The organism is Saccharopolyspora hattusasensis, from assembly GCF_050972075.1.
GTDB classification, from domain to species: domain Bacteria; phylum Actinomycetota; class Actinomycetes; order Mycobacteriales; family Pseudonocardiaceae; genus Saccharopolyspora; species Saccharopolyspora hattusasensis.
Genome location: NZ_JBPCDC010000001.1, coordinates 523,431 through 543,411 on the forward strand (window position 1 = coordinate 523,431; position 19,981 = coordinate 543,411).

Here is a 19,981-nt window from a genome sequence, read left to right on the forward strand (position 1 = left end):
CGCCCGAGAGCAGGAAACGATCATGGAGTCCCTGTCCGAGGTGAGCGGCGGGTACGTGCAGTCGCTGGCGCGTGGGCTCCTGGTGATCCGCGCGTTCAACGAGTCACACCCGGAGATGACGCTGTCCGAGGTCGCCCGCGCGACCGACATGTCGCGCGCGGCGGCCCGCCGGTTCCTGCACACCCTGGTGCACCTCGGCTACGTGTGGACCGACGGCCGGGTCTTCGCGCTGACTCCGCGCGTGCTGGAGCTGGGCTTCGCCTACCTGTCCAGCGTGTCGCTGCCGGAGATCACCCAGCCCTACCTGGAACGGCTGGTGGCGGAGGTGCACGAGTCGGCGTCGGTGTCGGTGCTGGACGGCCCGGACATCGTCTACGTCGCCCGCGTGCCCACCTCACGGATCATGACGGTGTCGATCAAGGCGGAGCTCGGCAGCATCCGCGAGCAGGGCTGGGCCCTGGTGGACCAGGAACTCGAGGCGGGCCTGCGCTCGATCGCCGCCCCGATCCGCGACCGGTCGAACCGGGTGGTGGCGGCGGTGAACATCTCCTCGCACGTTTCGCGCACCAGCCCCGAAGACGCGCGCCGGAAGCTGCTGCCGCCGCTGCTGGAGACCGCGGCCCGCATCGGAGCCGATCTCGCCGTAGCCCCCGGCTCCCGCGTCGCGTCCCGCTGAGTTCGCCGAGCGGCTGGGGCCCGCCGACGATGCCTGCGCCACCGCGGAATTATTGGTGACAACCAACTTGATTACATTGCCCATGACGCAATCCTTATCGTCGGTGACCGCAGACCGCTGTGGTCTCGGCTAACGCATATCGGCCGCCGCCGGAGCACGCTCGCGCGTTCAGACCGTAATCGCGACATCCTCATTCATATGGGAATCTTTTTACCTGTCGGTCCATCGGGTCAGCGTTTCGTGTCAGTGGTCCCGGTAACGGGAAGTCCGCACCGATGCCCACTCCAACATCAGCAAACTAGAAAGAGGTCATCCATAACACAGACGACGCCAGACCGACTTTCAATTAATTGAAGAACTTGAAACAAAGGCGAGTAAATTCCTCACCACGAGCGGCGCCCAGCACAGTGCCGTTGCGGCTCCTTTGAAATCATTTTGTAGCTCCCTAAAGCCATGGCACCACCTGCACATCTATCGCGCCAGCCGGTTGGTGTGCCCCACATAGGCCAAACTGCGTTCCTGAACGTGAAAATCGATGTGCTCGCCCGCAAGGCAGGTCGCGGCAGCCGAGGTCGGCGTGGATCTGCTCAACCCGCAGCAGCGCAGCGCACCTCTCGTCCGGCCAGTCATGGACGACGTCCCGAAGAACGTACAGGTCGCCCCCGGAGGGGACGGATTCGAAGAAATCCCCGATGACCACCTCGCAGCGCTGCGCGAGTCCGGCGGCGGCCATGCGACTTCGAGCCAGCTGCGCCACTGAAGCCGTTTCCAGCACTACGCCGCGGGATTCGGGACAGGCGGTTAGCACGTGTTCGAGCAAGGCACCGTCCCCCCCACCCACATCCACTACGGTGCGGTAGGACTCCCAACCGACCACGACCAGCTCCGCCAGCGTGATCTCCAGATCAGCCGCCTGGGAGCGGTAGAACACACCCTGCAGGTCCGCCTCGCCGTCCAGGTAGCTGAACACGTCGACGCCGAACGTTGCGTCGAACGCCGGTTCACCGGTGCGTACGGCCGCCAGCAAGTGGTCCCAGCACCGGCCAATGGGACCTCCCACGAGAAGCGCGGAGTGGCGGGCCGTTCCCGGAACGTTCTCGCGGAGCGTGTTGCCCAACGGAGTCAGCGTCAGCACGCCGTTTGCCGGATCCTCGCTGATCACCTCGAGGTTGATCAGCACTCGGACCAGCCGCCGCAGGGCCGGTTCATTCACGTCGAGGTGGACGGCCAGCTCCTCCGCGGTACAGGGGTCTTCGTGCACGACGTCGGGAATCCGCAGGACGACCGCCGCGTGCAGCGCGGACGACACGAGACGGCCGAGGAGCAGCTGACGCATCACGATCTCGTACGGAATTTCTTCCGAAGTGTCCATCGTTCTCCTATCGAAGGTGACGGCCGGATACCTGGATTTGCCGATTCGGACCGGAAATCAGATCTACACCCACGCGAACGAACTAAGTCGTCGACGGCCACCGCTCGCTCCACGCGAAAGATCACGACGAAGATCTATCGGATGATCAACGCCGGGAACTCCCGGATACTCACAAGTCACCCGACCGGGACAACAAGATCGTTGATGTGGCTGAGGCCAGAACCGACCTTCAGATAACCGGCACCCTGTCGAAGACGGTGTTGACCGTGTTTGAGGCCGGTCGCGATCGCCGACACCGTTTTGGGTTGACAGGTTGCCCGTTTGCGTTCCAGATAGGCGATCACTGTCTCGCGGATCGGCGGCTGGAGGTCGGCGAGCCGGTCGGCGAACGGGACCGGCCCGCTTGAGCGAGGCGGCTCATCGACGATTCCCAGGTGAAACAACAATACCCGTTGGGCATTGCGGGCTGCCGCCAGATAGTGCCTGTGGCCCTTGCCAGTTCGCGTGTCCCGCTCCTGGCAGGCAGCCCGGAACTCGTCCAGATCGGCCACGGTGAGCCGATCCAGCCCTCGCCCGGTTGGATCAGCAGCCGGACGGGAACTTGGGAGCCGGTGGCGAACCGGCCCCGTTCGGTGAACCCGAGCTCGGCGGCCGCGGCCATGAACCGATCGAGATCCGTCGCCACCGGGGTTCCGGTCTGCTTCTGCAACCCGGCCAGCCCTTGGCAGCGCGGCTCCAACGAGAACACGAACGGCCTCCTGCGCCAGTACTTCCCAAAAGGCACCGACTCGTCCGTCACGCCCCGGGGCACCTGGACGCCGTCGCCGCCGAACTCAACGGCCGCCCACGCAAAACGCTCGGCTGGGACACCCCAGCCGAGCACTTCGCTATGCTCCTGGCCGAAGCCCGTTGACCAATTGTGTTGCAACGACCCCCGGAATTCGCCCAATGTGAGGACATCGTGCTGATAACGCCCACACATCACGACCTGCCATCCGCCCGGAACGATGATCGCGGATGCCTCGCCACCCTGGACGCCCGCGCCGACTCCCTGCAAAGGCAGGTTAGGAACGGGGACATGGAGATCATCGCCCTGATCCGTCAACGCACCCACCTCGCCGCATTGGCGGCCGCCGCGCATCGGCGTGACTACCACACAAGTTTCAGCCACCAACGCGACCTCAATGCCACGCGGCGTTACAGCCAACTCGGCGCGTGTGGGCGCGACATCGGCCTTCGCCTGCTCGACCTCGCGCGCGCCAGCCACAGCCGGGTGCCCACACAGCAGTCGGGAGACCTGGCGTGACTGACACACGAGCACACCGCGGTGCGGCTTCGGCGTTAGCGCACTCCGAGTGGCTGCCCACCCGCTACAGCGACGGCGTCTTCAGTCACGCGCTGGCGACCGAACACGAACGGCTGAGGCTGCTCGAGTCCGTCCTCGATCCCCATACCGAGGACATGCTGAGCCAACTGGGAGTCGGTCACCGGTGGCGATGCCTGGAGGTCGGCGCAGGCGCAGGCTCTATCGCCGTATGGATGGCCCGACAAGGCGCCTCCGTGACCGCCACCGACCTGGATACCACGTACCTGGACCGCCTCGATGAGCCGTCGATCACGGTGCGGCAGCACGACCTGTACACCGACGATTTCCCATCCGAATCGTTCGACCTCATCCACACCCGATACGTCCTGACCCACCTTCCTGACCAGGATGAGGCGATCTCCCGGCTGGTCGGCTGGCTCGCCCCCGGCGGCATACTGCTAGTGGAAGAACCGGCGTTCTTTCCCATCCAGAACGCACCGCACCATGCCTACCGGACGGTGCTGTGCGCGTTGCGCGACTATTTAGAGGACACGGTCGGCACCCGAACCGAGTGGGCCAGAAGCCTGCCTACGCCCCTATTCGGAAAAGGGCTCACCGGCATCGACATGCGGGCGCGCTTCCAACAGATCCGCGGAGACGACGCCGAGTCCCAGTGGTGGCGCCTTAGTCTCGAACAGTCACGCCCCGGCATCGTCTCCGCCGGGCTGGCGCCGGACTCCCTGTTCGAGCGCGCGTACGCCGAACTGAGCGACCCAACCTTCCGGGACCTCTCACTGGCCGTTTTCACCGCATGGGGCCGCAAGGAGTAACACCCCGGCTGTGTGCCCAGGGTTCTCCGGAGGTAGATTCTTGGATTCTTGTGCCACTCGATCCTGAGAAGGTGGCATGGGGCTGTGAACTGTCGAGTCGAGGATCAAAACGTGCCAATGTGATGCATGCGACGCTTCGTCGCGAAGAAATCCGGTCTTGCCGCAGCCACCTAGGAGCGCCACACCGTGAGCACGTCCACCAATGAATCAACGGTTCCCGCCCGCCCCGACCGCACAGCGAAACGCCGGGTCCTGCTGTCCAGCCTCGCCGGCACGACCATCGAGTGGTACGAGTTCTTCATCTACGGGCTCGCCTCAGCCCTGGTCCTGAACAAGGTCTTCTTCCCGTCCTTCGACTCGGTCGTCGGCACCCTGCTCTCGTTGTCGACATTCGCCGTCGCGTTCGTCGCCCGCCCAGTCGGCGCGGCCATCTTCGGTCACTTCGGAGTCCGCCTCGGCCGCAAGAACGCGCTGGTCATCACCCTCACCATGATGGGTGGTGCCACCTTCCTCATCGGTCTCCTGCCGACCTACGCCACGATCGGTGCGCTCGCCCCGATCCTGCTGGTCTTATTGCGTCTGGTGCAGGGCCTGTCGCTGGGCGGCGAGTACAGCGGCGCCGTCCTGATGTGTGTTGAGCACGCCGGCCCACGACGGCGCGGACTGTTCGGCGCCATCGTCAACTCCGGCTCGGCACTCGGACTCATCCTGTCCAACCTGGTGTTCATCACAGCCTCGGCGATCGCCGGACCCAGCTTCCTAACCTGGGGCTGGCGGCTGCCGTTCCTGGCCAGCGCCGTCCTGGTCGTGCTCGGTCTCGTCGTGCGGCTCAAGGTGGAGGAAAGCCCCGAGTTCGTGGGCGGTGTTGGTACTGGTCAGGCTACTGTTGGCGGTGATGAGGCGGCGGCATGCACGACGCCCGGTCCTCCCAGGTCTCATCAACGAATACGAACCCGCAGCATGAAACCGCAGATCAGCCCCATCGGCCGAGTATTGGAACCTCCGGCAGCTCTGACCGGTCCAGCAGGGCCAGGATGTCGGCGGCCGGATTTTCCGCTACCAATCCCACGCACCGCCGCGACGAAGGTCGCCACCTGGCCGTGAGTGATTTTGGGCGCCATAGCACCGAAAACCGCTCACGGACCTCGGTCCCGCACCGCACACACCCAATCATCCGATGTGGACACCGCACGACCGGCTGCCCCAGACGTCGCGACCGCGATATCACGATGAGCGTCGCTGGATTCGGCATATCCACAGTGATCAGCAATGGCGTGCCCTGTTCCCCGTATCCGCCACAGCAGTCCGGATACAACAAGCGTTTGAGGAACGCGGAACCATTGCTATGCAAAGCGATTATCACACTGGCCGCGTGCTGTCCATCCTGGTTCGACGACCTGTGATCACAGACGCCACGCCCGTTCCGTGCGGCGTGTCCCGCGAGACCGTCAAGCGTTCCGATCTCGCGGGACACGCCGGTTACGGCTACTGTGCGTCACATTCCCGCTGGTACTGGGGCGAGTCTGCCGAACGACAGGACCTCCCGCAGGGCCGGTTCGCAGAGAGAGCCCGCAACGAGTGAAGTGAGTGCGGCCCGCGTAAGACCAAGCCGCCACCGGCGTCGGCCGCCGCGGGCGCACCGGCCTAGGTCGCCGGGCCCACTGATGATCCCGAGGCCGCCCCGGTTGGCCGTATCCGCCGGCGACCGGCCGGTGACCGCACGCACCTCGCACTTCGCCAGTACACAGCCGGTCGGTTCAGCCACCCAGAGCACGACGCACAGCGGCGCTGCGGTGTGGATAGGTGGGTCAGGAGGTGGTCTTCCAGGGATGTCGACACCGCCCGCACCAGAGCATCGCCAACATCCGCCCGCTGAACCCCTTATCCACGCCTATCGCAGATCCCGGCAAGATCGCTTGCCTGAACATACGCCGACGCGATCGCCTCGGCGGCATCCTCCACGAGTACGAGCATGACCTGCACGGATGAGGTTTTCGGCAAAGGCACCGCCATACGGTGCCGCGTACCAGGAACATCTACCCGCGATTCGCCGTTTCCGGTCATGCCGATGACATCGCGCCGATTACTCGGTTGGCGATCGTGGCGACATCTTCTTCCTGCATGGGTGTGGAGAGGGCGAGCAGCCCGTTGGTTCCCACCAAGACTCCGGCTTCGTAAAGCTTCCACCACCCGGCCTGGTAGTCGTCGAGGATGAGCCGGCTCAACGATCCAGCGCCGTTGACCCGCAGCCCTGCCGAGGCGAGCTCCTCTCGAAAGAGATCCCCGAGCTTGTTCAGCCGCGTCATCTCGTCGTGGGCGAACAAGCGGAGTGCGGTCTGGCCGGCGCGCATGCTCACCGGATTCGCACTGAACGTGCCACCCCAGCTCACTCGACCATTCGCCGTCGGGTTGAAGGAACGCAACACTTCCGGCGTTCCTCCGACCGCGCCCACCGGGAAACCGCCACCGATGATCTTACCGACTGTGGTCAGGTCCGCGTCGATGCCGTAACGCGAACGCAGACCGCCGATGCCCAGTCGGAAGGTGATCACCTCATCGACAATCAGCACGATCTCATGGTCGGTCGCAAGGTGCCGAACGAGAGAAGCGAACTCGGTAGTGACAGGTCGTAGCCCGGCCCTGTTGGGCATGAGGTCGATGAGGATGGCTGCGACGTCGTCACGATGCTCGACGATGGCGTTCCGCAACGCGGTGGCGTCGCCCTGTGGCAGTACTAGGACATCGGATGCCACAGAACGTGGCACGCCTGCGGTGGTGGGGTCAACGACTTCGTTACCGGTGCCGTGATAACTGCCATGGAACCGGATGATCCGGTCCCGCCCGGTGGCCGCGCGAGCGGCCCGGATCGCCATCGTCACGGCCTCGGTACCTGAGTTGCAGAACCGCCAGAGCGGAACCCCAGTGCGTTCGCTGAGAATCTCCGCCAACTCGATCTCTGCTTCAGTCGGCAACCCGAACGCGGTGCCGGAAGTCAGCGCCGCTGACGCGGCTCGGATGATGTCTGGATGGGCGTGTCCGTGCAGCAATGAGGTGTAGTTGTTGTTGCAGTCGTAGACCTCGTTTCCGTCGGCGTCACGGACGATGCAGCCTCGACCGCTGACCGCATAGGGAGGGTGTGGCGGAACGAAGACCGTACTGCGGGTGTTCCCGCCCGGCAGGACCCGTCCGGCCCGCTCATGCAGATCGCCACTTCGCGAAGACATGGCTCTATGCACAGACGGTGCGGCTCTGCTCGCGGCAAAAGCCGGGCAGGTACCACGGACCGAGTCCGCCCTTGCCCACCGATCCGCTGGCCTTCCAACCGCAGAACGACTGGATTCCCGGCCATGCCCCGGTTGTGGCGCCCTCTCGCCGATTGACGTACACGATGCCGGCCTCGATTTCGTTCAAGAAGCGCTGCCGTTCGTCGGCCTCTTGCGTGAAGATGCCGGCGGACAGTCCGTAGTCCACGGCGTTGGCCTCCTCGATGGCTTGATCCAAGCCATCGACCGCGGTGACGGTGAGAAACGGACCGAACAGCTCGTTCCGGGTCAGCGGATGCCCCAGGGGCAGGTCGGTAACGATGACGGGTGCGAAGAAGTAGCCGGTGAGGCGGCCCCCGGTCCGGACATTGCCGTCGCGGGCGGCGGTGACGAGCGCGTCATCGATCCGGGACGTGATCGCGTCGTCGATGACGGGTCCCAGGTGCGTCCTAGCGTCCGCGGAATCTCCAATGACCAAGGCAGCCGTTCGCTCAACCAGCTTGCTCACCAGTTGGTCATGCACACTGCGGTCAACGACAACCCGTCGGCATGCACTGCATTTCTGCCCGGACAGTCCGAACGCGGATCGGACGATGCCTTCGGCAGCAGCGTCCAGGTCTGCGAAAGCGGTGACGATTGCTGGGTTTTGACCTCCCATCTCGGCGAGCACAGGACGCGTCCAAGAACGCTTGGTTTGCTTCCGTACCAGGTTCCAGCCGACCTCCGCGGAGCCGGTGAATGCGATTCCGTCCACCGCAGACTCGACCAGCGCCTCTCCAGCGGGTATCCCGCCGTGCACGAGGTTGAGCACGCCCTCGGGAAGGTTCCTTGCCAGGATGTCAGCGGCGGTCGACGTCGAGCGAGGCGTTTTGTCGGACGGTTTGAGTACCACGGTGTTCCCGGTGACCAGTGCCGCGGTGGTCATGTTGACGGCTAGTGCCACGGGGAAGTTGAACGGAGCGAGAACGGCGAAAACCCCGTAGGGTAGTAGCAGGTCGGTATTGATTTCGTCGGATTGAGAGTCCATCGGGGTGACGAAGCCCTGGTTCTTCTCCAGTTGTACGCAGTAATGTTCGATGAGATCGACAGCTTCCTGAGCTTCAGCGATGGACTCGAGCCGCGTCTTGCCCGTCTCGGCAGAGATGATGCCAGCGAGTTCGATGCAACGGTCGGTGAATTCGGCCTTGGCGGACCGAAGAAGCGCGATCCGGTCCTGGTAGTCGCGGATACGCCACTCACGCGCGGCCGAGCGCGCGGCGGCCACGGCCGCGTCGATGACATCGTTGGACGCGGTATGCGCGGCGGAAACGACGTTGTCCGGGATTGCCGGGTCACATCGCTCGAAAACCGTGCCGGTGGCATTGGCGACCCCGTTCACGAGATGCGGAAGTGGCTGGACCGCGCCATGTCGAGCTGAAGTCAGGGCGGCTTCGAATGCCCGGTTGAGTTCCTCGTTGAGGTACGAGGATGAGTAGTTCACGGTGGCAGTCATGTGTCGTTCTCCTGATCATGCTGGGGTGAAGGAACCTGCAGCCGGTCTGGTGACCAACCAGGGTCTGCGGAGAAGGCCGTTGAACGGCCGTGAACGATCGTCTCGGCCGCGACACGAGCGATTGCGGGGGACAGCTGAATGCCGGAACCACCGGCGCCCAACGCGCACATCACGTCGCTCGCTTCGGGGTGGAAGCCGACGATCGGCGTGTTGTCCTCGGTCATCGGGTAGACGCCGGTCCAGCTGCGCCCGACCGTGATTCCGTCGCAGTCGGTCAACCGCGCAGCCATGAGAGTCGTAATGCGTTCGACGACGCTGTGCGAGACCGGACCAAGTGGTGTGTCTGGCGGGACTGCCTCGTGGATCGCCTCATCGGTGTGAAGGCCGGCGATCAACTGATCCGGTCGCTCGGAGCGGAAGTAGATCCCGTCAGTCCGCGAGCCGGGGACATAATCCATCACGAATGGCAGCAGTGGGCGCCAAGGTTCGTCCAGTTCTATCGCGACAGCACCATGTAACTGTGGCCTCATCGGCACCGGTGCACCGAGAAGGGTGCCAACATTGCCTGCCCAGCCACCGGCGGCGTTGACGATCAGGTCGGCCTGGAAACGTCCTTTCGCGGTCACCGCGACGCGGCCATCCAAACCCGACTCGACGTCGCGCAGGCCCGCGCCCGACACCACGCGCCCACCGGCGGCCTGGACTAGCCGGACAAGCAGCGTGCACACCTCATATCCGTCGACGTACGCGTCCGACGGCCCGAACAGGCCGCCGGCCCGATCGTGCACGGCAATGCGCGGCCACCGGCTGGCGATCTCCGAAGGGGCTAGCACCGTCGAATCGCGTATGCCCAGTTCCGCTTGGATGGCAACACTTTCCGATAAGCGCACGAGGTCGGCTGGATCGTGCGCCAAACGCAGGTATCCGATCCGCGCCATGCTCAGGTCGTGATCGCGGTGCAGGGCAGCGAATCTTTCCAGGCCGAATGCCCGCACCTCGATGGCGGAACGTTCTATGTACTGGGTTTCGACCATTCCAACGGAACGCCCCGAAGAGCCTGCTCCGGGATGTCGTTCCTCGAGCACGGTCACGTTCTGTACGCCGAGGTGCAGCAGCTCGGCGGCGGTGAACAAGCCGATAACCCCACCGCCGACGATCACCACCCGTACGTCACTCATGGTCGGTCTCTTTCACAGGTAAAGCACCCTCCATGGCAGCCGAGGCATGCAGGCAGAAAAGGACACACCAATGCCCGGCAAGAATCGAATTTAGCGACCGCCACCCCGACCAAGGCCGGGTTGGCCGGATGCGACGGACCGACCCGGGAAGATCTGCGATCCCGCCTCACGGCTGTAGGCCCGCCACTTACGCTAAAAGATATAGTGCTGTCGTTTACGTGTCAATGGCGCCAGACGACTGATCAGGATGACAATAGGACGACAGCCCAGCCGTAGGCCGTTGCGAACCGTGCCAGCTCGGGCTGACGCTCGCCCCCGCCGACCCGAGGATTCATTCGCAGTCCTGTGGAGAGATGGGGAATGCCCGACGCGACGACCCGATCCTCACCGTTGACTAGCACCGCAGGAGTGTCGATTGCCCGCAGCTGCGCTGAGATCGCCCTCTCCAGCCGGCGCACGGCAAGATCGGCTGCGACGACACCGGCGAAGGATCCGTGCACTCGCACCGGCATGGCTGCCGTGATAGTGAAATCATCGGTGCCCCAGGAATCTATATATGGCCCGGAAACGCAGCGTTCATCCGTTCGGCGAGGTTTGTCGAACCATTCGGCGTGCCGGTAGTCGTAGTACGCGTCGGAGGACGGATTCAGGGTGTGGTGCTTCTGTTTGACGGTGCCGTCGCGCTCAACCCACCATGCCATCCACGGCTGCGACGGCAGCACCTGACCATACTCGGACGCGAAGCCGACGCCGGCCACGGACACGTTGCGCCTGCCGTCGAGAATCGCTCTGCCGGGAGTCTCCAGCGCGGCCCACACCATGTCCGCGTACTGTCCCGGCTGGCTCGTGGTCATGGCATTCTCAACGGTGACGGCCAGCGTCGACAGGTCGTCGAAGATGCCATGAATGAGTGTGGTCACGGTGTTGACCAGCTGCTCTACCCGGCTGCCTGCGCCGCCCAGGCTCGCGTTCATCGAATCGCTCATGAAGAGGACTCCTCTCCAAGGCCTCTGATCACATCGACGCGTAGCTCCAGGAGCGAGTCCCTGGTGAGTACCACTACTTGCTTCGTCAAGACTCGCGCGCGTTCGGGCTTTCCGTCACGGACACATGCGGCGATGCTGCCGAAGAGCTCAGCCGCTGAGGCTCGGGCTGCCGAGTCCTGGTAGACGAGTGTGACCAGCGGGGCGTAGTCAACCTGCAGGCTTATCGCCGCGCCGCTGAGTCGAGCCGACTGGGCCGCAGCTGCCAGCTCGATGTGGAATCGCGAATCAGCACGTCGCGCGGACACCTCGTCCGACGCGTCAGCCGCCTGGTGGGCGGTCGTCATCAACATTGCTACGTTCTGGTCGGAGGCACGTTCAGCGGCGAGCTCTGCCGCGTACGCCGAGATCGCGATACGCCAGTCGGCGAGGTCGCGCAGATCCACCGGCGACAACGCCGCGAGTCGAGTGCGCGCATGCTCCAGATGCAGCCGGTCGGCACGCAATACGAAGGTACCGCCCGCGCGGCCGCGCCGGGTCTCGACGATCCCCTCGGACCGCAACGCACCAAGTGCTTCGCGGAGGGTCACGGGTGAAACATTGAACTGTGCCGCTAACTCCGCCTCGGGCGGGAGCTGTTCGCCTTCGCCGAGTACCCCGAGCGCGATAGCTGTGCGCACTCGATCGAGAACCGCCTCGGTCCGCCCTGATGACTCCAGTGGTGCGAACAGCACTTTCCTGGTCAGAGTCAACAACAGATCTTGAGGAACCGTGATCGCGCGCTCCTGAGCGTTGTTACAGCCCTTCGGCTACCGGATGTATTGTGAAGCTACCACATTCTGTCGACGGCTTCCGCCAGTCTCGCCACGAGTGTGACTCGCGGAGAGACTGACGGAGGGCTGACGATTGGGCGTGCACCTAGGCCAATACCGCGCGCATCTCCTCGCTCGCGAGCTGCGCCGTCCAAAGTGCGCCTTCAAGTCCCTGACGTCGGTCAAAGTCGGACCCGGCGAAGACGATCCGGCCTCGCCGCTGGCGGGCCGCCGCGCGGACGGTGGTTTGTCCTGGGCGCAGATATGACCACGTGCCGCGGGAGAACGGATCGCCATGCCAATCATGGGTCGCCACCGATTCGACCACGATGCCTGGTGAATATTCACGCAGCTCGCGTTGCACGGCGGCCATGTCGCTGACATCGAGTGGGCCCGGCCCTGCGGTGAACGCGACGACGGCGGCGCGGTCGTCCTCGTGCCAGGTCGTCGATGCGTGCGAGAATCCATCAGCCGAGGTGAATCCACGCGCGAGGAACGGACGGGGACAGTGTGACACGAAAGCGGTGACCTTTGCTCCGCGACCGGTTACGCCTTGTTCGGCGAGTGGTCGAAGGTCGTCCGAGAGACTCGGTTCGAAAGTCACCGATGGCAGTACACCGATCGGAAGGGCGCAGACCACGCCGCGCACGTTGATGTCGCCGCGGGAGGTCGCGACGTTCACCCGGTCGCCAGAATCCCGCACACTGGTGACCACCGTCTCGAGCAGCACGTCCGCCGATGAACCGCCCGCCATCGCCTCGAGCAGAGACACAGTGCCCCGGGCGAGCTGCGGACCGAGAGTCCGGGCCATCGGTGTCTGGACCGGCGCGGAGACGAACAAGGCCGCCATGAGCGAGCCGGCCCTGGCGACGCTGTGCAGCAGGGGCAACGCCGACGGCACTTCCCACGGATCGCCGGACACGCCGGCAACGTGTTCCCGCCAGAGGTCGATGGTGTGCGGCTCGAGCTTCAGGGACTCGAGAAGCCGCGGCCATGGAACGTCAAGTTCCGCGACATCCTGCTCTTCAATCGGGCGATTCGGGTCGATGCGTGCCGCCAATCCGTTGACATGCAAGACAAGCCGCTCGAGCGACGGCAGCTCGTCGAACGGCACCGGCAGCGCGCCCACGCGTCGTTCTCCCTTGGTGATCCAGATGAGGTCGGTAGGCTGGGGAGAGCCCCAGGCGAGCGGTAAACCGGCATCGTTCACCTCCTTCCACGTCAGGGGGTAGCTTTCGGGGTCGAGTATGAATGCGCCGCCCAGCTCCGCCTGGTGCCCCTCCCAATAGTCCGGAACCGTCCACATTCGACCAGCGAGCCGGTCGCGCGCCTCCACGATTAGCACGCTGTGGCCAGCGCGGCTCAACGTCCGCGAAGCCGCCATGCCCGCGAAGCCCCCGCCCAGCACGGCTACGTCGTACGCGCCGGCGGGCTGATCAACTACCTGCACCATGGAATTCATTCCTCCGTAGCTGTTGACCTATCTACCCGGTTCGTTTGTCACCTGGCCTGGAATGACGCAAGTGCGGCGGAGAGCTCCGGCAGGTGTTTGGCGTAGTACTGGGAATCCTCGGTGACGGTGTCCTCGACATTGCTACCCGCGGCGAGATACCGCCTGACCTGCGGCGAGTAGGACTCGGGGCCCAGCCCGATGATCGGTGTGGTGTAGGTCGTCTGGTTGACGAAGCCGATCTGTCCCTTGCGATCAAGGATCCACATGGCTATCGCCGCGTTACCCAGCTCAGGATTCGGCGCGTTCTTGGGGATTCCCCAGTATGCGGCAGTTGTCACGCCGCCCTTCCAGGTAAAGTCGAGTGGCAGTTTCTGGTTCTCGATGGCGTCGAAGACCCGGCCGCTCCATACCAGCCCCATGGAACACTCGCCGTTGGTGAGCAGCTGGATCACGGTTGACCCCGAGTTCCACCAAACGGTTCGGTCCTTGATGGTTGCAAGCTTGTTGAAAGCGCGCGGTACATCCAGTGGATAGATCTTGTCTGGGGGAACACCATCGGCCCGGAGCGCGACCTCGAGCGTACCGGCACTCTTCGGGTGCTTGTAGAGACAGCGCTTGCCCGGGTAATTGGCCGTGTCGAAGATGTCCATCGTAGACGTCGGTGTCTTGCCGCCGAGGGCGTTCTTGTTCCATACGAGTACCGCGCCGTTCTCCTCGACGCGGATGCCGTGTGGCGTGACGGCGGAGGGAGGCAACTTGTCGACCGGAACCTTTGTGGTGTCGAGCTTCTGCAGCAGGCCGTCGTTCTCGGCCTGGAAGAAGTCGCCACCCGTGCCGAACTCGACCAGGCTCCACGGAACGTTGCCGTTCTGTTCGGCGGCACGGAGTTTCGTCGTTTGACCGTTGTTGTACTCCGCCTGGACGGGCACACCGGTCAAGCTTGTAAAGTTCTGCCAGACCGTGTTGTTCTTGGCTTCGGTGGTCAATCCGCCTGAGGAATCGTACCATGCCAAGGTACCGCTCAGCTCGGAAAAAGTGGAGCGGGGAAAGACCGCGGGGTCAAAGCTGTTGGCGCCGGACGCCGTCGGCGCCTCGGAGTTTCCGCACGCCGCAAGCGTGGAGCAAATCACCCCAGTCAGTGCGGCAGCAACAGCGCGGCGGCGGTGGCGCAACCTGGTGAGAGTCATGGGCCGAATCCCTTGCAGAGGACTGTTGGACGGACTGTTGGACAAAAACCAATAGTGCTGTATCTTTAGCACCTCAGCCGTCCGAAGGGAAGACCTGACCAGTGGAAGAACTGTTGGAGCTCCGGGCGCAGGCGACGAGTCGGAGCAGAAACCGTACCTCGCATGCATGGCGGAACGCTGTCCCGCTGGGTATCCTCGCCGTCCTCTATGGCGTCTTCTTCTTTTGGCCCATCGCGAGTATCGCTGTGCGCAGCTTCAACCCGGACGGTGCTAGCTCGCTCGGTGGCGCCACACTGTCTAACTATCAGTCCATTGTCCGCGACCCGCTGTTACGCGACGTCATCGCGAACACGGTTCGTGTCTCGATAATCTCGACACTCTTAACCTTTGTACTTGCCTTTCCGACCGCGTACCTGATGTCCCGACTCCGGCGCGTCACGGCAACCGTGCTGCTGTTGCTGGTACTTCTACCGTTCTGGGTGTCGATTCTCGTACGCCTGTTCGTCATGCTCGAGCTGCTGTCCACCGACGGGTTGGTCAACAGCGTGCTGGACGCACTCGGTATCGGCCGCCAGTCGTTGCTGTTCAACACGACCGGCACGGTGATAGGAATGGTCAACTATCTCCTGCCGTACATGATTCTCATCTTCTACTCAGCGATGTCCGGAGTCGACACGAACCTCGTCCAGGCGGCGAAGTCTCTTGGGGCAAGCAGCTGGAGTGCCTTTCGTAAGGTTTATCTACCGATGGTCCGAAACGCGGTCGTGGGTGGGGTGCTGGTCACGTTCATCCTCGCTTGTGGATTCTTCCTTACGCCGGACATCCTTGGTGGCCCCAAGGACGTTACGGTGTCCACGTACATGGCTCAGCAGGTTCAGAACTACCAGTGGGGTCCGGCAAGCGCGTTGGGCATCGCGCTGCTGGTGGTAACCGCCGTAGGCTTCGCCGTTGGCGGACGACTCTCGGGTATCACAGGCGGTACGGGTGTTGCACTTGGCGGGACGAAGGGTGCGGCCCGCGCCGCGCCAATGCGTTTCGGCCCGACGAAGGTCGTCCTGTGGGTGATGGCCGGTCTGGTACTTATCGTGCTTCTTGTGCCACTTCTGCTGGTGTTTCCCTTGTCCTGGGGAGTCGACCGCACGATCACCTGGCCGCCGCGGGGATTCACGCTTGACTGGTACCGCGTCGCGTTGACGGACACGCAGTGGACGTCGTCGATCATCAAGAGCATTACCGTCAGCATGGCGGTAGCCGCGCTGAGCCTTACGCTCGCCGTGCTGGCCGCACGTGCCATTGCCGCGTTGCGCCGCCGGCCGACGCTGCAGTCGATTCTTGTGAGCTTCCTCTGCCTGCCGCTCGTGGCGCCGGTGATCCTGCTCGCCATCGGAACTTTCGACGTGCAGGCGCGGATCGGCGCGATCGGGTCCTGGTGGGGGCTGGTCATGGTCCAGACGGTGCTCGCGATGCCGTACACCTACTTGGTCGCGTCCGCGGCGCTCGCCAACATCGACCCAAACCTCGAAAAGGCGGCCTGGACGATGGGGGCGAGCCGGTTGCGTGGCCTTTGGCGGGTCACCTTGCCGCTCTTGGTGCCCGCTCTCATCGGCGCGGCATTGCTCGCTTTCATCAACTCGTGGGATGAAGCCGTGGTCGCGCTCTTTCAGACCAGTTTCGACAAGACTCTCCCCGTGAACTTCTACTCGTTCGTAAAGAGTGGATCCACGCCCGTAATCGCCGCCATCGGCGGCATGTTGATCCTATTCATAGTGGTGGCCGGGGCCCTCGTGCTGGCGCTCAATTCCCGCGGGCGGAAGCGCGGCGACTCGGCGGCTGCTCCTGTCTCATCTCTGGAGGAATCCTCGTGACCGGCCTGTCAGCTTCGATCGCGCCGGCCGCGATCGAAATCCGTTCCCTCCACCACAAATACGACGGCGTCACGGCGCTGCACGACGTGTCGCTGGACGTGCGTCCGGGTGAGTTTCTGACGCTGTTGGGCCCGAGCGGGTCCGGTAAGAGCTCGATATTGCATATCTTGGCTGGTCTTGTGGAGCCAACTGAGGGGTCGATCCTGCTGGATGGCGAGGACATCACCAGTAGGCCGCCGCAGCGTCGCGATATCAGTCTGGTGTTCCAGAATTATGCGCTTTTCCCACACATGACGGCACAGGAGAACATTCGTTTTCCCCTTCAGATGCGAAAGTCCGGCCAAGCGGAGACTGCCGCTCGAGTCGAAGAGATACTGGAGCTGGTGCAGCTCACCAGCCTGAGATCGCGACGGCCTGAGCAGCTCAGCGGCGGTCAGCAGCAGCGCGTCGCTGTTGGTCGCGCGATCGCGGCCACACCGAGAGTATTGCTGCTCGACGAGCCCCTCGGCGCACTCGACCGAAAACTGCGCCAACAACTCGGACGTCAGATCCGCTCCGTGCAACGTGAAACGGGAATAACCGCGATCTACGTTACGCACGACCAGGAGGAGGCATTCACCATGTCTGACCGCATTGTCGTAATGGACCAGGGAAGTGTCCGACAAGTCGGTACTCCTGAGGAGATCTATCTCGAACCACGTGATGCCTTCGTAGCCGGCTTTGTTGGCGAAGTGAACCTCGTTCCAGTGACGCTGCAGGAGATCTCGTCGGGGCGAGTGAAGGTCCATACGGATAGCAGCGCCATCTTCGAGGCCAGTATTGCCAACAGCGAGCAGCCGAAGGGGCCAGCCGTCGTCGCGGTACGACCGGAGCGTGTGTCGGTGTGGGCGCGGGAGTCGTCACCGCCCGCCGGTGTCCAGGCGATTGGCGCCGGACGGGTCATGTCTTCGGATTTCCTCGGCAGCTGCCGACAGGTGGTGGTTGAGTCGGACATCGGCCCCGTCCGGGTTCTCGAGTACGGCGACGCCCCAGCTCGCCGCAGTGGCGACGAGGTGACCTTCGGCTGGCGGGCAACCGATGCGCGGGTTGTCGAGGCCGATGTGACCGCCCCCAGCGAAGGCAGGACGTTGGAGCTCGCTGGCTGATGGCCATACAGTGGCTGCGCCTCAGGTGCTGACCACGATTCCAGTGGGTGTACGGCCAGTCCCAGGAAGGCTTCGTGGATGTCGTCGCGGCGTTCCCAGCGGATGCGCAGGCGTCGCATGCCGTGGTACCACGCTATTGTTCGTTCGATGACCCACCTGATCGTGCCGAGTCTGGAGCCGTGCCCGGTCCGCGTTCGGCGATCTGCGGGTCGATTCCCTTGTCGCGCAACTCGTTCCGGTGGTTTTCGGAGTCGTAGGAGCGGTCGGCGTAGCGGGCCCTGGCGAGCAATGGGTTCCAACCTGCCCAAAGCACTGGGGTCCAGACCCTCCATTCTGGACGCTCTCATCGAGACGCTTGGCACCCTTCCCGTGACCGGAGTCGTCGCGATCGGTAAGGACACGCGACGCTCGACACCGTCGCCGACGCACCCAGCCAGGTGCTGACCGACAACGGATTCCACAACCGAGCCAAGGCACTCCAGCGCGCAACCCTCACGCTCCCACCCGCCGACCATCTCATCGACGATCTGCAATCCTCGCTCCGATACAACCAGGTGAAGATCCGCCACTCGCAAGCACGACAACCCCACCGAGGCATACGGCCAGCGGTGCTTGCCCGCGGCCCTGACGATGTTGATGATGCGCCCGAGCCCTGCTGGAGCGACGTCCGTTTCCCAGAGCGGCCCCACCGGGCCGGCCACACCTGCGTTGTTGACCAGGACATCCACCGTGCCGAAGGTGTGCACGGCTCGGCTTACGGCCCGGGAAGGGGAATCAGGGTCGGTGACGTCAGCTTGGCAGGCCAGCACGTGAGCGGTGCGGCCGGACAGCTCCTCGGCCACCGCGCCGAGAAGTTCCGAACTCAACGGCCATCGTCGTTACCTCCGATTTCAGACCTGAGTGCAGCCGGGCGATTTCGCGCGAAATCGCCGCTTCTCCAGCGTGCAGCCGGGCGATTTCGCGCGAAATCGCCGCTTCTCCAGCGTGCGGTCTGTCAATTTCGCGCGAAATCGCCGCGGTCAGATGCGGACCGGTGCCTTGATCGCGGCGCGTTGGACATGGCCAGGTATGCGGCGGGGATGCCGCCGAGATCGACGGTCATGCCGAACACCGGGGACGGGTCGAGCTCGCCGGGCATCACGTCGTCGAGGAGCGTCGGTGTCACGTCCCGGACCGGTGTCAGCCCGCCGGTCAGGGTGAGGTTGCGGCGGAAGATGGGGAAATGTCGTCGACCGGGCCGTGGGGACCGCCGACCATCGCGATCGATCCGCCATCGCGAACCACGGCCAGTGCGGTGTCGAGGGAGGATCGGGTTCCGACGCATTCCACGACGCAGAGCGCTCCTCGCCCACCGGTCAGGCCCCGAACTCGTTCCCCGCCTCGGCGCCGCGCTCCGAGACGATGTCCCGTAGCTCCGAACAGTTTGGGCTCACCGAAACCCGAGACTGGTGCGGGAAAACAGTCCATACCGGGCGGTCGCCGACCTGCGCGGAAAGCGGATCGCGACGCCACCCAACAACAGTGATGCCTACCGTTGCGCGCAGCTGGCCGCGGCTCAGCTGCCGTGGCGGACGAGGGTCGCGATGCGCAGGTCGCGCGCCCTCCCCTGATGCGCCGTCATAGCCGCGCGTGCCTTCTCTGCGTCCCGGTCGCGGACCGCGTCGAAGATCTCGCGGTGCTCGTCGAGGATCCGCTCCAGGTTGTCCGGCGCGGACGTGGACCGAGAGTCGTGGGCGGCGAGCCGGGCCTCCAGACCGTCGAGCAGGCGGCTGATCGTCTTGTTGCGGCCGGCCGCCCGCAGCGCGAGGTGGAACTCGTGATCAAGGCGCAGCCGGGTGGCGATGTCCTCCGCGCCCGCCGCCTGTTCGAGGAGATGCTCCAGCCGCGCGAGGTCCAGTTCCGAGACGTGCTGCGCCGCCGCCTGCGCGGACGCGGCGTCAAGGGCGATGCGGGCATCGCAGATCTCCAGGATCTCCTCGGCCGAACGCAGCGGGACGCGGTAGCCCGTCGCGGTGCGCTCGACGAGTCCTTCGAGTTCGAGACGGCTCAGTGCCTCCCGCACCGGTGACCGCGACACCTGCAGCTCGCACGCAAGCCCGCTGGCCGTGACAGTGCTGCCCGCGATGAGCTCGCCGTCCAGGATCCGGCCACGGATCTGCAGATAAGCCGTCGTGTCACCGGCCGGCACGGTCACGGAATTCGCCATGTGCTCATTCTGTCCGACGTGTGGACGACTGTCGTCAGGTGTATTCATGTGTCGCCGATCGCATTGACACGTCGTTCACAGATCGGCGAGGGTATGCGCCATGAACCCCATCGCCGGACTGCTGCTGACCAGCCGCCGGCACATCGACCTGGTGCGTACCGCTGGCGCGTTCTGTCGCTGAACCGCGGTCGCGCCCGCGTGCGCATTCGCCGC

19 protein-coding genes and 4 pseudogenes are annotated in these 19,981 nt (G+C 64.3%); 9 read left to right on the forward strand and 14 right to left on the reverse strand.

Features of this window, described 5'->3' with window-relative positions; genetic code table 11:
• Positions 1-22: 22 nt before the first annotated feature.
• A complete protein-coding gene (locus ACRXBZ_RS02595) occupies positions 23-676 on the forward strand; it encodes an IclR family transcriptional regulator domain-containing protein (protein ID WP_433877600.1) in 654 nt (217 codons plus the stop codon).
• A 445-nt stretch (positions 677-1,121) separates the two neighbouring features.
• On the opposite strand, the gene ACRXBZ_RS02600 is transcribed toward ACRXBZ_RS02595, so the two are convergent.
• Positions 1,122-2,048: a methyltransferase gene (locus ACRXBZ_RS02600; RefSeq protein WP_433877601.1), complete on the reverse strand. Its 927-nt coding sequence runs from the start codon at positions 2,046-2,048 to the stop codon at positions 1,122-1,124.
• A 176-nt stretch (positions 2,049-2,224) separates the two neighbouring features.
• Positions 2,225-2,599, reverse strand: coding sequence for a hypothetical protein (locus ACRXBZ_RS02605; protein WP_433877602.1), 375 nt, complete (start codon positions 2,597-2,599; stop codon positions 2,225-2,227).
• Positions 2,600-2,722: 123 nt separating this feature from the next.
• On the opposite strand from ACRXBZ_RS02605, the pseudogene ACRXBZ_RS02610 reads away from it, so the two are divergent.
• The 5 genes and pseudogenes from ACRXBZ_RS02610 to ACRXBZ_RS02630 all read left to right on the forward strand — a co-directional run.
• Positions 2,723-2,961, forward strand: a pseudogene (locus ACRXBZ_RS02610) (transposase); the annotation flags it as partial.
• Between the two features lie 165 nt (positions 2,962-3,126).
• The gene (locus ACRXBZ_RS02615; RefSeq protein WP_433877603.1) at positions 3,127-3,354 is read left to right on the forward strand and encodes a chorismate mutase family protein; all 228 of its coding nucleotides are present in this window, start codon (positions 3,127-3,129) and stop codon (positions 3,352-3,354) included.
• 155 nt (positions 3,355-3,509) lie between these two features.
• Complete coding sequence (locus ACRXBZ_RS02620; RefSeq protein WP_433883783.1) at positions 3,510-4,184, forward strand: class I SAM-dependent methyltransferase; 675 nt, start codon at positions 3,510-3,512, stop codon at positions 4,182-4,184.
• A 186-nt stretch (positions 4,185-4,370) separates the two neighbouring features.
• Positions 4,371-5,288, forward strand: coding sequence for an MFS transporter (locus tag ACRXBZ_RS02625; protein ID WP_433877604.1), 918 nt, complete (start codon positions 4,371-4,373; stop codon positions 5,286-5,288).
• 115 nt (positions 5,289-5,403) lie between these two features.
• A pseudogene (locus ACRXBZ_RS02630) lies at positions 5,404-5,703 on the forward strand (transposase family protein); the annotation flags it as partial.
• A gap of 541 nt (positions 5,704-6,244) precedes the next feature.
• Here the strand turns inward: ACRXBZ_RS02630 and ACRXBZ_RS02635 are convergent.
• The 7 genes from ACRXBZ_RS02635 to ACRXBZ_RS02665 form a co-directional block, all read right to left on the reverse strand.
• Complete coding sequence (locus ACRXBZ_RS02635) at positions 6,245-7,408, reverse strand: aspartate aminotransferase family protein (protein ID WP_433877605.1); 1,164 nt, start codon at positions 7,406-7,408, stop codon at positions 6,245-6,247.
• Between the two features lie 4 nt (positions 7,409-7,412).
• Positions 7,413-8,939 carry an aldehyde dehydrogenase family protein gene (locus tag ACRXBZ_RS02640; protein WP_433877606.1) on the reverse strand — a complete coding sequence of 509 codons (1,527 nt, stop codon included), beginning with the start codon at positions 8,937-8,939 and terminating at the stop codon, positions 7,413-7,415.
• Positions 8,936-10,117, reverse strand: a complete 1,182-nt coding sequence (locus ACRXBZ_RS02645; protein WP_433877607.1) for an NAD(P)/FAD-dependent oxidoreductase — start codon at positions 10,115-10,117, stop codon at positions 8,936-8,938. Before ACRXBZ_RS02645 ends, ACRXBZ_RS02640 begins: the two co-directional genes overlap by 4 nt.
• Positions 10,118-10,359: 242 nt before the next feature.
• On the reverse strand, positions 10,360-11,103 hold the full coding sequence (locus ACRXBZ_RS02650; protein WP_433877608.1) for a cache domain-containing protein: 744 nt from the start codon (positions 11,101-11,103) through the stop codon (positions 10,360-10,362).
• Entirely contained in the window at positions 11,100-11,834 is a 735-nt protein-coding gene (locus ACRXBZ_RS02655) for a FadR/GntR family transcriptional regulator (RefSeq protein WP_433883784.1), read from the reverse strand. The genes ACRXBZ_RS02650 and ACRXBZ_RS02655 overlap by 4 nt, the downstream gene beginning before the upstream one ends.
• Before the next feature lie 184 nt (positions 11,835-12,018).
• Positions 12,019-13,365, reverse strand: coding sequence for a flavin monoamine oxidase family protein (locus tag ACRXBZ_RS02660; RefSeq protein WP_433877609.1), 1,347 nt, complete (start codon positions 13,363-13,365; stop codon positions 12,019-12,021).
• A 47-nt stretch (positions 13,366-13,412) separates the two neighbouring features.
• Entirely contained in the window at positions 13,413-14,552 is a 1,140-nt protein-coding gene (locus ACRXBZ_RS02665; protein WP_433877610.1) for an extracellular solute-binding protein, read from the reverse strand.
• A 101-nt stretch (positions 14,553-14,653) separates the two neighbouring features.
• On the opposite strand from ACRXBZ_RS02665, the gene ACRXBZ_RS02670 reads away from it, so the two are divergent.
• Together ACRXBZ_RS02670 and ACRXBZ_RS02675 are read left to right on the forward strand one after the other, a co-directional pair.
• Positions 14,654-16,417, forward strand: coding sequence for an ABC transporter permease subunit (locus ACRXBZ_RS02670; RefSeq protein WP_433877611.1), 1,764 nt, complete (start codon positions 14,654-14,656; stop codon positions 16,415-16,417).
• On the forward strand, positions 16,414-17,562 hold the full coding sequence (locus ACRXBZ_RS02675; protein WP_433877612.1) for an ABC transporter ATP-binding protein: 1,149 nt from the start codon (positions 16,414-16,416) through the stop codon (positions 17,560-17,562). Before ACRXBZ_RS02670 ends, ACRXBZ_RS02675 begins: the two co-directional genes overlap by 4 nt.
• A gap of 56 nt (positions 17,563-17,618) precedes the next feature.
• Here ACRXBZ_RS02675 and ACRXBZ_RS02680 read toward each other — a convergent pair.
• The 5 genes and pseudogenes from ACRXBZ_RS02680 to ACRXBZ_RS02700 all read right to left on the reverse strand — a co-directional run.
• Positions 17,619-17,842 (reverse strand): annotated as a pseudogene (locus tag ACRXBZ_RS02680) (transposase); the annotation flags it as partial.
• 397 nt (positions 17,843-18,239) lie between these two features.
• Positions 18,240-18,428, reverse strand: a pseudogene (locus tag ACRXBZ_RS02685) (SDR family NAD(P)-dependent oxidoreductase); the annotation flags it as partial.
• 128 nt (positions 18,429-18,556) lie between these two features.
• Entirely contained in the window at positions 18,557-18,727 is a 171-nt protein-coding gene (locus ACRXBZ_RS02690) for a hypothetical protein (protein ID WP_433877613.1), read from the reverse strand.
• A 26-nt stretch (positions 18,728-18,753) separates the two neighbouring features.
• Positions 18,754-19,029, reverse strand: coding sequence for a zinc-binding dehydrogenase (locus ACRXBZ_RS02695; RefSeq protein ID WP_433877614.1), 276 nt, complete (start codon positions 19,027-19,029; stop codon positions 18,754-18,756).
• Between the two features lie 88 nt (positions 19,030-19,117).
• Positions 19,118-19,768 (reverse strand): GntR family transcriptional regulator, encoded by a 651-nt coding sequence (locus ACRXBZ_RS02700; protein ID WP_433877615.1) that lies wholly within the window; start codon positions 19,766-19,768, stop codon positions 19,118-19,120.
• A gap of 100 nt (positions 19,769-19,868) precedes the next feature.
• Here ACRXBZ_RS02700 and ACRXBZ_RS02705 point away from each other — a divergent pair, with 100 nt between their 5' ends.
• Positions 19,869-19,949, forward strand: coding sequence for a putative leader peptide (locus ACRXBZ_RS02705; RefSeq protein WP_433883785.1), 81 nt, complete (start codon positions 19,869-19,871; stop codon positions 19,947-19,949).
• The last annotated feature ends 32 nt before the right edge of the window (positions 19,950-19,981 follow it).